Source organism: Legionella rubrilucens (assembly GCF_001468125.1).
Classification (GTDB): domain Bacteria; phylum Pseudomonadota; class Gammaproteobacteria; order Legionellales; family Legionellaceae; genus Legionella_C; species Legionella_C rubrilucens.
This window is the reverse complement of record NZ_LNYT01000020.1, coordinates 397,997-412,091: the sequence shown is the minus strand read 5'-3', so window position 1 is coordinate 412,091 and position 14,095 is coordinate 397,997. Positions and strand designations below refer to the sequence as shown.

Sequence of the window (14,095 nt, the reverse complement as noted above, 5' to 3'; positions counted from 1 at the left end):
TCTACAGAGTCTTTAAGGAATGCAATTCCATAAAATACTGATAGAACACAACCATCCCACGAACCAGATGGTGGATCGTAATGTTGACCAATTCAACAGATAAATGGCATGGTAGGCCAGCCTTGCCGCAATGAAGGTGATGGCTAAATATTGATTAACCGTTGAGGTATGCTGAGTCGCTAATGCTGCAAGAACCGCTGTGGAAAAAACCAGCAACGCTTCAAAGCTGTTCTGATGCGCCGCCACAGCCCGAGCACCCAACCCGATGAGTCCGGCCTGTTGCTGGCGAGGATGATGATTATCGTAGCGGCCTTCTTTTTTGATGGCATAGACCACCGCCAGTTTTGACAGATAGGGTAATAATGCCGCAATAAACAGACAAATCAGTAAGGTCGTCACTTTCGCTCCCTGTGCCTTGATAAAGAGCGAGAATACCACAGCATAACACCCTGGCCAATCCTGAATGCCTGCCACTACTTTTCAATACGCAGGGCTTGCTGAAGTGTCCAGAAATCCGCCCAGGGATCGTTTTTTAGTTGCTTAAGCCGCTTTGGCAGTGTATGAATAGTATAAAAATGATCATCAAATCGCCCGCTTAACTCCTCCCAATGCAAAGGCACCGCAACAGGTGCATGCCGCCTTGCTCGCGTTGAAAACGGAGCAATGGCCGTGGCCCCGCGCTGATTACGCAGGTAATCAACGAAAATTTTCCCTTTGCGCTTCACCTTCGCCATGGTGCTGATGTAGTTTTGCGGATTGATTTTTTCAAGGTATTCCGCAAACACATGGGTGTAGTTTTTAAGCATATCCCAATCGTGATCCGGCTTAATGGGAATCACCAGATGCAGCCCCTTCCCTCCGGTTGTTTTTACAAAACAGCGCAACGAATAACTTGCCAGACGATCGCGGATATCGAAGGCGGCATCGACCACCTGACTCCATGCGACCCCGGTACCGGGATCCAAATCAAAAATGAGGATATCCGGGTACTCGTACTGTTTCACCGTACTGCCCCAGGGATGAATTTCAAGCACCCCCATCTGCACCAGACTCAAGAGCCCTTCCTTGTCATTGAGATAAAGGTATTGCTCAGTGTCGCCGTTTTTATCCTGAACAGGCAGGGAGAGCAAGTGATCGGACTTCTGGTTTAGGTGTTTCTGATAAAAACATTGCGTGTAGCTTGAAGGACAGCGCACCAGGGATAAAAACCGGTTGCGGATATAGGGCAGGATATGATCGCTGATTTCGTCATAATAATCAAAAAGATCCTGTTTGGTGATTTTGTCTTCAGGGTAAAGAATCTTGTCCGGATTGGACAGAATAATGGCTGTGTTTTTGATCTTGGACTCCTTTTTCTCAATGGGTTCCACCGGTTTGACGTTTTCCTTAACCACTTCAGTCGCTGGTTTATCCAACCGCAGGCCCTTGAAACTTGGGTGCCTTAATCGCCCCTCTTCTGTCCATTGTGAAAATTCCACTTCAATGACCAGTTCAGGCTTCACCCAAGTCGCTGTTTTGGCATCCGGCGGTCTTTTTTTAAAAGGGCTTTTGTCAATGATGAGGGGTTTCATTTTCTCATACAGGGATTTGATGGATTTGTCAGTAAAGCCGGTGCCGACATTGCCGGTATGCACGAATTCGCCCTGCTCATTGAATACGCCGATAAACAGGGATCCAAAGCAGGTGCGTGAGCCTTTGGGTTGGGAAAAACCGCCAATAACGAATTCCTGCCGTTGGCAGCATTTGATTTTAAGCCAGGATAAGGTGCGCTTACCCTCGTAGGGGCTGTGAATCTGCTTGGCAATGATGCCTTCCAACGCCATGTCACAGGCCTGTTTAAAGACGTCATTGCCCTGACCAATGATGTGATCGCTGTAGCGCAGAATGGATGAAGCGGACGCTGCGATTAATGGCGCAAGCAGGCTTTTGCGCTCAATCAGCGGCAGGGGCCGTAAATCGTATGGCGCAAGGTACAGTAAATCAAACAGATAATAGATAAAGGGGGCCTTTAAGCCTTCTTTAATGGAATTCTGCAAGCGCTGAAAGTCAGGCCGCCCTTCCTCGTTTAAAACCACCACCTCGCCGTCAAAAATGGCCTTTTTCACCGGTAATTCAGCAATGGCGTCAACCACCGCCGGGAAAACAGAGGTCCAGTCATTGTGGTTTCGGGTTAACAGCTGGACTTTTTTATTGTTTTTTAACGCTAAAATACGGTAGCCGTCAAACTTTAACTCCTGCAGCCAATCATCCCCTCGCGGCGGTTTGTTCACCAGCGTCGCCAGCTGGACGGACACCGTCTCAGGAAAAGGCGATTCGGGGAGGTTCAGTTGCAATCGTTGCGCCGCCGTCACTGATTTTTTACGTCCCTGGTTTTTTTTTTCCTTACTGCTCCAGACCCGCTCGTAGTGATCGGCAATGCCTTCCATGGACTGCCCGCTTAATACACTCAAGGGCTTATCGGTGGTTATGTCATAGTCAGCCGGCTCGGCATAGTCGTCTTTGAACTTAATTAAAAACCAGTTTTTATCGTCTTTAAACCGGATGAGATCCCATCGCCCTTTAAGCTTTTTTCCTTTTAATTCAAAACGTAAGTGGCCTTTTTCATAACCGGCCCGCGGTTCTTTATCCAGTGGAATCCATTCGCCCTGATCCCAAAGCATCACTGTACCACCGCCGTATTCGCCCTTGGGGATAATGCCTTCAAAGGTCCCGTACTCGATGGGGTGATCTTCCACATGCACCGCCAGGCGTTTGACGGTATTGTCAAGACAGGGTCCCTTAGGCACCGCCCAGCTTTTTAGTACACCATCCAGCTCCAGGCGGAAATCATAATGCAGGTGGCTCGCGGCATGTTTTTGAATGACATAAAGAAAATGCTTCTGCCGATGCACACGACCCCGCGGTTCGGGCGTTTTTTTAAAATTTCTTTTTTTATGATAGGTTTCAAGGCCCATGGCAATCCTTGGCTTGTCCTCTTAACTCTTTAATTGTAGTTCAATAAAAGAACAGCTACGTATTTTTACCTATACTTAAGGAAAGAGAAAAACAAGGAGAAAACCATGCCAAGGCCTGTATGGAAAGGCGACATTTCCTTCGGTCTGGTTGCAATCCCTGTCAGTCTTGTGCAAGTTGAAGAAAAACAGGATATTCACTTTCACCTGGTGGATTCACATGACCATTCCCGCATTCGCTATGAGCGCGTTAATTCCGAGACGGGCAAGGAAGTGCCATGGAATGAGATTGTCAAAGCCTATGAATACGACAAGGACAGTTATATCATCCTGGACGAAGAAGACTTCAAAAAAGCAAGTCCTGAAGCTTATAAATCCATTGATATCGAGGAATTCGTCAATCTAAAGGACATTGATTACCTTTTTTTCGATAAACCTTACTATATTCTCCCTGAAAGCAAGAATAAAAAAGCTTATGTGTTATTGCGGGAAGCGTTGAAAAAGTCCAATAAAGTCGGCGTGGCCAAAGTCATTATTCGTACCCGTGAATATTTAAGCCTGATTCTTCCGCATGACAATGCCCTGATTTTATACATCATTCGGTTTCAACAGGAAATCCGCGAGGAAGAGGAATTTCATTTTCCGACGAATGACTTGAAAGCCTATAAAATCAATGACAAAGAAATCAAAATGGCTCAGGACCTGATTTCTGAAATGAGCACGCCCTGGGAACCTGAAAAATACCATGACGAGTACCGCGAAGCGCTCATGGCCTGGATAGACAAAAAAATGCAGGGCATTACCAGCATCAAACCGTCTAAAAAAGTGAAGAAAACATCCAGTGATGATGTCATTGATTTCATGGAACTGCTTAAGCAAAGCATGGAAAAAAAGGGCAAAGAAAAAACCGACAAACAGGAGTCCAGTAAAACGGCCAAAAAAGCCAGGAAATCGTCTGCAAAATAGTACAAAATTAGTACCATTTTATCAATAAGCAACTATACTTACTGATGTTAACTTTTATGGAGAAAATCGACCGATGTTATACCGTTTCTTATTCCGCTATTTCCAAGCCAAACTGATTGGCCACCTTCTGGCTAAATTTTTAAAAAATAAAAGCTTGAAGAACATGCCGTTGAGCCGCATGGGGATACTCTATTTCCTGTTTAACCATTTTTTCCGTCAAGCCAAGCCACTGAATAGAAAATAAGCAGGTTCCAGCCTTAGTCCCGAACATTATACCCACCATCCACATAGAGGATTTGTCCTGTAATGGATTGTGCTTTTTCTGAAACCAGAAAAGCCGCCATCTCACCAATGGCATCGATGGTCACGCGTTGATGCAAAGGGGCTTTTTGCGCGGCCTTTTCCATCAGGTGATCAAAGTCAGTAAGACCTGAGGCTGCACGGGTACTGATAGGGCCTGGCGAAATGGCATTGACCCTGATTTTTTTACTGCCCAGCTCGATGGCCAGATAGCGTACGACGGTTTCCAATGCCGCCTTCACCGGTCCCATGAGATTGTAATTCTGCACAACTTTTTCTGACCCATAATAACTCATGGTGATAAGGCTGCCGCCATGACTCATCAAGGGTTCCGCTGCCTGGGCCAAACGAATAAACGAATGACAGGAAATGTCCATGGCCGTTAGAAAACCCTCGCGTGAACAATCAACCACACGCCCCTGCAAATCGCTTTTAGGTGCAAACGCAATGGCATGGATTAGGAAATCCAGCTTGCCCCAATGCGTTTTGATACGTTGAAACAAGGCATCCATCTGGCAATCCTCCCTCACATCCAGCGGCATGACTAGGGGGCAGGAAACCTGGTTTACCAACGGTTCGATATAACCTTTGGTTTTTTCATTCTGATAGGTTATTGCCAGTTCACAGCCTGCCTCATGCAGGACTTTCGCACACCCCCAGGCAATGGAGTCTTTGTTGGCTATACCGACAATCAGCCCTTTTAAATGGGTCATGTGGGTTCCTCCTTATGATGTTCAAGCACTGCCAGCGTGTGCAGTGCCATCATGTGTTCCTCATTGGCCTCGATGACGCGGACTTCAAAGGGCCTTAAAAAATCAAGGTAATGAACAATACTCTCACGAACAGGCCTTGCGTTTTCCCCAATTCCCCCAGTAAACACCAGGCCATCGATGCCGCCCAAGGATACCGCCATCATGCCGGCAAATTGCGCAGCCCGCAGGCAAAAAAAGTCGAGGGCAAATTGGGCCTTTGGGTCCCGGCTGTTTTGCAGGAGACGAACATCCTGCGTCCATTGCGATAAGCCCCGCAACCCTGACTCATGGTAAAGAATGGACTCCGCTTCATCCGGGGAGAGTTGAAGCTCTCGTGTCATGTAAATCACAGCACCAGGATCCAGGCTTCCACAGCGGGTGCCCATGGGCAGGCCGTCAAGCGCAGTCATGCCCATGGTGGTATCCACGCTGCAGCCATTGTTCATGGCGCACAGGCTGGCGCCATTCCCCAGATGGGCTGCGACCAGGCGTTTTTTGGCCAACGCCGGTTCATTCTGGTGCAGCGAATGAGCCAGCCACTCATAGGAAAGGCCATGAAAACCATAGCGGCGAATGCCCTGATCACGGAGGTTTTGCGGCAGGGCATAAGCCGTCAATAAAGGATTGTGCCCGGCATGAAAGGCGGTATCAAAACAGGCGATTTGAACTAATTCCGGCTTAAACGCACTGAAAATATCAACCGCCATCAGGTTGTGCGGCTGGTGTAAGGGGGCTAAGGGACATAATTGCCGCAAATAAGCCATGACCTCTGGCGTCACCACCACACTGGACGTGTAGCGGTCACCGCCGTGGACGATGCGGTGCGTCACCGTGTTAATCGGCATCCCCTGATTCTCATCCTGAAGCCAGCGAAAGAGAAAATGCAGGGCCTCTTCGTGATTGCAATGGGCAGGAAGGGCAAGCGTCTGTGCCTGATTTGCGCTATCCATGGCAATAAAGGAAGGGCTTAAACCTAAATCAACAATCTTACCCTTGAGCAGGCATTTTAACACGGGCCGGGTGTTGAATACCTGAAATTTAATGCTCGATGAACCCGTATTGATCACTAAAATCAAGTCGCTCATTTAATCTTCCCTGCTTTGCGGGCGGCAGACATTTTAACCGCCAGCGCGCAGGATAAAAGCCGGGTGCGCAGGGAGTCGGCACGGCTGGTTAAAATAATGGGAACCCGCGCACCCAAAACAATGCCGCCCGCATCGGCATTGCCTAAAAAGGTTAACTGTTTAGCCAGAATGTTTCCTGAGTCAATGTCGGGAGCGAGCAGAATATCCGCATCCCCAGCCACCAGCGAGACGATGCCCTTCTCTTCGGCCGCCTGCCGGTTAATGGCATTATCAAAGGCCAGCGGCCCATCCAGAATGCCATCCATGATTTGGCCGCGATCCGCCATTTTGCACAGGATGGCCGCGTCGACGGTCGCCTGCATGATCGGATTAACCGATTCGATGGCGGCTAAAATGGCCACTTTAGGCTTTTCCTCCTCGCCAAATAACACCCGCCAAAGATTGATTGCATTTTGACAGATGTCCGCCTTCTCGAGCGCATTCGGTGCGATATTGATAGCCGCGTCGGTGATAATGAGCGGTTTATGGTAGGAGGGGACATCCATGACATAGGCATGACTGATGCGGTATTTGGTTCGCAGGTTGGCGCTGGCAGGGACAACGGCGGTTAATAACTCGTGTGTACTCAAAGACCCTTTCATGATGGCATCGGCATGTCCTGCCGCAGCCAACGCCACCGCTTTGACGGCTGCGGCGTCACTGTGCGGTGTATCAATCAGCTCCCATTGACGGATGTCAATGCCCGCCTGCCTAGCGGCGTCCTGAATTTTAACCCGTGGGCCAATCAGGACAGGCGTAATCAACGCGGCTTTCACTGCATCCGCCACCGCCGCCAGCACATTGTCCTTGACAGGATGAACCACTGCCGTGCGAACAGACTCCATCGACTGACAGGATTGGATGATGGCCTGAAAACGGTCATGGTTATGAATTTCAACATGCGGCAAATCCGCTTTGGCCACGCGGATTTTTTTCGTCGGCGCAAGCACGGTGGCCAATCCTTCAATCACCGTCTCCCCGCGTTGATTCACCCCTCGGCAATTCAGCGTCACAATGGATTTCGCGGGGAATTTATCCCGTACCGTCAGGGTAATGGTGACGGTGTCGCCCAGGCGGACTGGCTTGCGGAATTTAATATCCTGCTCGAGGTAAATGGTTCCAGGCCCCGGCAAGGTTGTGCCAAGCAAAGCGGAAATGAGTGAGCCAGACCACATGCCGTGGCCGACGATGCCGCGAAAAATATCGCTTTTGGCGAAATCAGCGTCGAGGTGAGCCGGGTTGACATCTCCGGACATCACCGCAAACAGGGCAATGTCATTCGGATTCAGCGTTTTGCTCAAACTGGCCTGCTGGCCAGGCATGAGCTCCTCAAAGGTAATGTTTTCCAGAAATTCCTTATCCATTGACTCGTCCTTGCATTGAATGCCCTGCTGTCAGAAGCCCAGTGTCCCTGTCTCGGCCGCTGAGTTAAAGACCATTTCCTATTACCCCGGGAAAACTAATTTTTTCATAACCTGACCCTAATTGAAAGGTGATTTGACAGGAGCGTGAACGGCTTGAGAGAGCCGTTGTATTTTTCCAACCACCCACCTCTTGCCCTGGTTACCTTATTATTGTCTTATATGATTATATTTTATATGGTGTTAATCCAAGCAAACAAACGAGAGATTTGTTCAGCGCCGGCCTAAACGACTTACTACGCTGTCATGACATAGCGGTTCGCGCCAACAGGAAAATGGGCCGAAATACTCGTTACCATCATGTGCTCCCATTCAGGCGAACAACCCCGCGGCTGTCTTCTTTGCCTGATTAAAGCGCGCTGTGTGGCATAGGCAAAAAATAAATGGACGTATCACTGTGCGTTTAACATCTGGAGCAACTCCAGGAATAAAATTCGTTTCCCAATCAATACCTTGGCGCGCCTTATCGCTTAATTTATACTCCTCTATCCTAGCTCTGGTTAGCGCATCCATCATGCTCACCGCGGGGGTAGAGGACTTATAGTCACTTATCGAACCGCGTCATGATCGTCCTTGAATTTAACATTTTTTTTACAATTTAATAATTTCTTAATCCAAGTCAGGTAATCTATTCATCCTGAAATGAACTATTCGTTAAACAACCCTTAAGGGCATAAACGAACGGAGGACTGGTAACTTATTAAAAATTTCTTATCTACGCTGGATTGTATTGAGAGATTTTAAGTTATCCGGTTTTAAGACCTTCTTAATGCCAATCATTACCAGTCAATGTGACTGTGTCCGCCTTATTCTCACAATCAAATCCAGTCTGACTTCATTTTAAATTTTAAGGTGCAAAAATGACGATACGGTATTTATCTTTTGCTTTTAATGGCTGTTTATTCAATACAACGTATTTAGAGCGTGTTTCTGAACAAGGCATCGGCAAAGCGGTTCGATCAGCCAATCAAGTCCTTCTTAAGCAATTAAAGAAAGAAGGCGAAGCGTTTACCAAAACTCACGTATTCATTGGTTCAACCCGACTTGATTTTCATCCCAGCCACTGCCCTGCCGCCCTGGCTATCAGCAAGGCCCTGGGGGCTAAGCCAGACCTTTTTTTAATGGAGGATATCCTCAAGAAACGTCAGCCGGGAGAATCGTTTCATCGCACCATCAAAAGCCTGATTGACAACACGAGCATCCCGCATCCCGCCGACGGAACGGCAGGTCATTCCATTATCCCCCTGCTTTTTGCACAACTCTACAAAGCAGCACAGGATAATCCGGATGAGACGATTGTCTTTGAAGTATGGACAGGGAGTCGCGAAGACATCGATCAAATTGAAAAAGTTTTTACAGATCATCCCAATTTTATTCCATCTGGCATTCAACTGCGTATCAGACTGTATGATGGTGTACTGTATGAGGGTAAATTGCATGATATGAAAATAATATTGGAGAGCAATAACGTGATAACTGCCCTGCCCGACTACCTCCATTTAGCCGCCATCATGGACACGAATCTTGAGCGGCTGAGCTTGTTTTCCGAGGGGCTGGCTGATTTTGTACAACCCATCTCCTCAGCCATCTACCCTGAAGTTAAAACCATGGCAAACACGACGCAACCGGATGCGAATGGCGGCATCATGGTCGAAACCATTTCGTCCAGCCTCTTCTTTTCAAACAAACCTTCCACCACACCACTGACGGCTGACAGGACCGGTTTCCATTACTCCTCAGGGCCCAAGCAATGATTTTTTATTCGGTAAAAATCTGATGTACATCAGGCTTTTACCGAGCTATTGCCCGGTTCGTTTATTACACAAAGTATGGTAATGCTTTTCGAGCGACTTTAATTCCTCATCGCTGAGTTTATTGAGATCAATCGAGGTATTGCTGGCTCCCTTATGGGATTTGATTAATTCATCAAGTTTTAAATTGATTATTTTGGTTTCGCGGTTCTGGGTGTTCTGAATTAAAAAAACCATCAGGAAAGTCACAATGGTTGTGCCGGTATTGATGACTAATTGCCATCCTTCGGAAAAATGAAACAGAGGGCCGGTCACCACCCAGATCAGCACAAAGCTTAACGCCAGTAAAAAACACCAGGAGGTACCCACCGCCACGGATACTTTTTCTGCAAAAGTGGCAAAATCAGTGCTCCCCTTCTTTTTTCTGCGCTTGGCTTGTTGAGCCATCACCGTTCCTTTTCATCATCGATACCCTATCTTATGAAATTACCAGATAAAAATGAATGCTATTCTTTTTCCCATTGCTCATCCCACCAACTCAACTGGTGTGCGCCTTCCTTTTCAGGCCGTTTTCTAAAGTGATGCAGGGCCAATTGCGGCGCAGGCTCTGCATTTAACTGATAACGCTTACAGGCCAGACGAAAACGGGTTTCGAGCAAATTGGCATATTCCCCTTCTCCCCGCATGCGTTTACCAAACGTGGCATCGTAATCTTTGCCGCCTCGCATCTGATTAATCAGGCTCATGACGTGCCCTGCCCTGTCAGGAAAGTGTTTAGTCAACCATTCACGAAACAGGGTTTTCACCTCATAGGGAAGACGCACGAGCACGTAACTGGCATGTAGGGCGCCGGCGTCTTTTACCGCCTTAAGGATCTGTTCCAGTTCCATGTCATTGATCATGGGAATGACCGGGGCCACCATGGCCCGCACGGGAATACCGTGCTCAGTCAATTGGCGAATCGCGCGCAACCGTCCCGACGGGGCTGACGTACGCGGTTCCATGATGTGTTTTAATTGCGGTGATAAGGAGGTGACGCTGACAGCGACTTTCACCAGATTAAGGCGCGCCATTTCCGATAAGAGATCCAAATCGCGCTCAATCATGGCATTTTTAGTGATAATCGCCACGGGATGACGGTGCAGAAGCAGGACTTCAAGAATACGCCGGGTAATGGTTAATTTCGACTCCGCCGGCTGGTAAGGGTCAGTATTGGCACCCAAGACAATGGGCTCACACTGGTAACGTGGTGCATTGAGGGCATTTCCAAGCACCGTGGCTGCGTCCTTTTTGTAAAAGATTTTGGTTTCAAAATCGATCCCGGGTGATAGGTTCATGTACGCATGGCTGGGACGGGCATAACAATAAATACAGCCGTGCTCACATCCACGATAAGGATTAATCGATTGATTAAACCCGAGATCGGGTGAGTCATTGCGGGTAATGATGCTTTTGGATGTCTCAGGCAGCAACAGGGTTTCAAGCGGCGGCAACCGCTCCTCTTCACCATCCCAGCCATCATCAAAGCGCTCGGAAACCGTCTTTTCAAAACGGCCTTCGGGATTACTGAACGCCCCACGATTTTTATGTGTCTGGTTGTATTTCATGGCGAGCGAAATATGGCGATTTATTTACCATATTGAATCATATGGACGCTTTATTTGGAATCTATTTTTTTAATGGTTTGAGTCACTGGCAACGTGAATACAAAACACGCACCCCGAGCGACTTTGTGCACGGCTAAAACGCCGCCATGCGCCATGATGATCGACCGGCAAATGGACAGGCCAAGCCCTGTGCCTTGCGGCTTGGTGGTGAAGTAGGAATGGAGAATTTTATCCTGGATTTCAGCTGGAATGCCCGGGCCATTGTCCTGAAAATGCACCACAATGTGATCATTGCTTAATTGCGTAGACAACCTGATTTCTGGGTTTTCCACCGCCGCGCCATTCAGTGCTTCAATGCTGTTACGCCCAAGGTTTAAAATCACCTGCATGATTTTAACCCGATCCACCATCGTGCTGGGTATATTGCTTAAAAAACTAAAATTAAATTTTAACCTGGCTAAATCATGGTATAAAAAGCCAATGGTTTTACGGATTAAGTAATTGATGTTGGTTTGTTCAAGATAAAGCGTCCCCTCGTTAAAATTTCTCATTTTATGAATGACTTCTCCGGCATGCTCTGCCTGCCGCTCAATTTGCTTTAGTGGAAACTCAAGGGGATGTTCTGCTGCACTGTCTCTGATTTTTTTTAAGCAACTGCGAGTATAAGCCTTGATGGCAGTCAGGGGTTGGTTAATCTCATGGGCCAGGGCCGATGTTAACTCCCCCACGATGTTGGAACGGCTCACGCGTTCAATTTCGGCACGCTGTTTGCCATCCTGATAATCTTTAAGTCGTGTCTGGCTTAAATCTCTTATTTTAAAAATGATTTCATTTTTCTGGGTTGCCTTATCCGGGAGAAAAAAATGAAATTCATAACAGTAATAGGTATCCACTTTAGGAATTTTATTCTCAACCAGAATAAAATTCCTGTGACCGCGAACAGCCTGATTGCAAGCCGTCATGACTTTGCCCTTTAATTCAGGGAAATCAGCTAAAATGCGTATCAGGTTATCATTCGCTTTCACCTTACAGGAAAAAATTCTCGAAAATGCCAGCACAAATGGTTGGTTAAGCATTCGCAGATAAAAACTCTCATCGAGAAGAGCAATCGCGCTGCTGATATTCTGAAAAATATTATTGAAGGAATCAACCGTTTTTTCCAACTCCACGAGCCTTAATGCATCTGATTTCTCGCGGGTTAAATCAAATAAATAACAATGAATTAGTTTCTTTCTGCAAAGAAAAAACTGTAACTGCACATGTTTCATGCCATTTCTTACAGAAAACAATTCCATTTCGTATTTACGGCTGTATTTTTCCTCTAAAAAAAGAGCAACACACTTCACCAGTTTAGCAGCCGAGCTCTCGCTTAAAAATTCCAGAAATGATTTCCCTACCAGACAACTCGCCTCCCTGCCTATCAGTAAAGCGGTTTGTACATTCACATGATGAATCACAAACGAAGAATCAAACACGATGTACCCGCAGGGATTAAATGTCTGAATTTCTTTATGCCAGCATTTCACTTCCTGCAATTCAGACGACAATAAGCGAAGTTGTTGAGATTGCTTTTCTATTATGTTTTCGTAACGAGCCAGTTTTACACTCAGTTCCCTTAACTTATTTTTTTCCAAAGAATTAACTGGCATAACAACATCCCTAACATCTAAATAAATTCATTACGTCAGTAGTAAAAATGATGGTATCACCGTCATTTTTTTTGAGAAAAACAAATAAGCAGCATGTTTTCAGGGTACTGATAAGTACTCAACGCCATGTTGTTATTGAATACGTCCAGGGTCGTGTTTAAAACGGGCTCAATAGACATCGCAGCCTCATTTAATACCTGTTGCAATTTGTCTTTATCCCAATTCAATTTTAATTTGCATAAAATGCAGCCCACAAGCTCCTTCATTTCCAAACCCACTAACTGTTCAAACAGCTTATTAGCAAAAACAATTTTATAGCCTGAGTTCACCAACACAGCAGCCTGTTTCATGTTGTTGAGCAGGACTTTGTTAATTTCGTTGTATTTTTGTAATTCCTTTTGCAATTCAACGGAATTGTTTTCTGCTCTTTTTTGAGCATGAATATTAAGAAAAGTAATCACTACCCCATCAATCACATTGGTCACCGTGCGATAGGGGATAATACGCACAACATACCAGTGTTCGCTTTTATCAATTATCTCTCGGACAGTGGGCTCCAGGGTTTGCAATACCCCTCTTGCATCATCAATCAGAGTGTCATAATAAAGATTGGAAACAATGTGGCTGATAGGCCTCCCCACATCCGATGGGATCAAATTAATAATTTCAGTGGCTTTGGGAGTAAACCGCTTAATGCATAAATCCTTATCTAAAAAGACCGTGGCGATTTCGGTATTGTCCAGCAGGTTTTTAATGTCGTCATTGGCGCTCGATAATTGTTCGATGCGGCTTTCGAGTTCGGCATTAACTGTTGTCAATTCTTCATTGAGCGATTGCAACTCCTCTTTTGACGTTTCAATTTCTTCATTGGTACTTTGCAGTTCTTCATTAGTACTCTGCAGTTCCTCATTGCTGGATTTCAATTCTTCATTGGAAGTTTCCAATTCTTCAATTGTCGTCTGCAGACTTTCTTTAGTGTATTTCAATTCCTGATCCAATTGAGTAATCTTTTTTTCCAATTCATCCTTAGTTTCCAACCGACGTCCTTTCTCATGCCTTTGGCCAAAAGTAGCCATTTCTTCAAACACAATCAGCAGCAATTTTTTGTGCAGCGCCTGGGCTTCAAAGACTGGCCTGACTTTCAGGTTAATGTATTTGATTTCCCCGTCTTCTTTAAATTGCAGACCACTAAAAATAATTTCCTTTTGCTGCATCGTCGCATTGCGTATGGCCAGAGACACTTTGGCTTTAAGCTCAGGGCGCACCATCTCTAAAAAATGAAATCTGGCTTCGCCGGCTGCGAATTCGAGAAAGCGGCCTGTCCGGCCATAGACATAAACAATGCTTCCCTTGTCATCGATAACCACACAGGGCGGGGTATGCTTTTTAAGCAGTAGTTGCTCAATAATCAATGTCAGATTGGGTTCATGGGAAGCCCGCCTAAAAGGGCTTTTAAAGCAGTTAATCCGCCAGCTGATGTACCGATGACCACAACATAATTTTCCATGCTTTACCCGCTCCCTTGCCTGGAACTTCTCTTTGAATATCAGCAACTCAGCAGGTAAGCATAATTT

11 protein-coding genes are annotated in these 14,095 nt (G+C 46.4%); 2 read left to right on the top strand and 9 right to left on the bottom strand.

Annotation, left to right across the window (positions count from 1 at the left end; all coding sequences use genetic code 11):
* Positions 1-12: 12 nt before the first annotated feature.
* Together Lrub_RS09610 and ligD are read right to left on the bottom strand one after the other, a co-directional pair.
* Complete coding sequence (locus Lrub_RS09610; RefSeq protein WP_058532269.1) at positions 13-399, bottom strand: MAPEG family protein; 387 nt, start codon at positions 397-399, stop codon at positions 13-15.
* A gap of 74 nt (positions 400-473) precedes the next feature.
* Entirely contained in the window at positions 474-2,954 is a 2,481-nt protein-coding gene (gene ligD, locus Lrub_RS09605) for a DNA ligase D (RefSeq protein ID WP_058531894.1), read from the bottom strand.
* 105 nt (positions 2,955-3,059) lie between these two features.
* Here ligD and ku point away from each other — a divergent pair, with 105 nt between their 5' ends.
* Positions 3,060-3,917, top strand: a complete 858-nt coding sequence (gene ku, locus Lrub_RS09600; RefSeq protein WP_058531893.1) for a non-homologous end joining protein Ku — start codon at positions 3,060-3,062, stop codon at positions 3,915-3,917.
* A 257-nt stretch (positions 3,918-4,174) separates the two neighbouring features.
* Here the strand turns inward: ku and fabI are convergent, their stop codons facing one another.
* Genes fabI through Lrub_RS09585 form a run of 3 tightly spaced genes read right to left on the bottom strand, consistent with a single transcriptional unit; the run spans position 4,175 to position 7,457 of the window.
* Positions 4,175-4,930 carry an enoyl-ACP reductase FabI gene (gene fabI / locus Lrub_RS09595; RefSeq protein WP_058531892.1) on the bottom strand — a complete coding sequence of 252 codons (756 nt, stop codon included), beginning with the start codon at positions 4,928-4,930 and terminating at the stop codon, positions 4,175-4,177.
* Positions 4,927-6,054, bottom strand: coding sequence for an acetate/propionate family kinase (locus tag Lrub_RS09590; RefSeq protein WP_058531891.1), 1,128 nt, complete (start codon positions 6,052-6,054; stop codon positions 4,927-4,929). The genes fabI and Lrub_RS09590 overlap by 4 nt, the downstream gene beginning before the upstream one ends.
* Entirely contained in the window at positions 6,051-7,457 is a 1,407-nt protein-coding gene (locus Lrub_RS09585) for a bifunctional enoyl-CoA hydratase/phosphate acetyltransferase (protein ID WP_058531890.1), read from the bottom strand. Before Lrub_RS09585 ends, Lrub_RS09590 begins: the two co-directional genes overlap by 4 nt.
* Positions 7,458-8,374: 917 nt before the next feature.
* On the opposite strand from Lrub_RS09585, the gene Lrub_RS09580 reads away from it, so the two are divergent.
* Positions 8,375-9,268 carry a hypothetical protein gene (locus Lrub_RS09580; RefSeq protein WP_058531889.1) on the top strand — a complete coding sequence of 298 codons (894 nt, stop codon included), beginning with the start codon at positions 8,375-8,377 and terminating at the stop codon, positions 9,266-9,268.
* A gap of 45 nt (positions 9,269-9,313) precedes the next feature.
* On the opposite strand, the gene Lrub_RS09575 is transcribed toward Lrub_RS09580, so the two are convergent.
* The 4 genes from Lrub_RS09575 to Lrub_RS09560 form a co-directional block, all read right to left on the bottom strand.
* Positions 9,314-9,712, bottom strand: coding sequence for a low affinity iron permease family protein (locus Lrub_RS09575; RefSeq protein ID WP_058531888.1), 399 nt, complete (start codon positions 9,710-9,712; stop codon positions 9,314-9,316).
* Positions 9,713-9,771: 59 nt separating this feature from the next.
* Positions 9,772-10,872, bottom strand: coding sequence for a PA0069 family radical SAM protein (locus Lrub_RS09570; protein WP_058531887.1), 1,101 nt, complete (start codon positions 10,870-10,872; stop codon positions 9,772-9,774).
* A 50-nt stretch (positions 10,873-10,922) separates the two neighbouring features.
* A complete protein-coding gene (locus Lrub_RS09565; RefSeq protein ID WP_058531886.1) occupies positions 10,923-12,521 on the bottom strand; it encodes a PAS domain-containing sensor histidine kinase in 1,599 nt (532 codons plus the stop codon).
* Between the two features lie 62 nt (positions 12,522-12,583).
* Positions 12,584-14,074, bottom strand: coding sequence for a PAS domain-containing protein (locus Lrub_RS09560; RefSeq protein ID WP_082651484.1), 1,491 nt, complete (start codon positions 14,072-14,074; stop codon positions 12,584-12,586).
* Positions 14,075-14,095 lie beyond the last annotated feature (21 nt).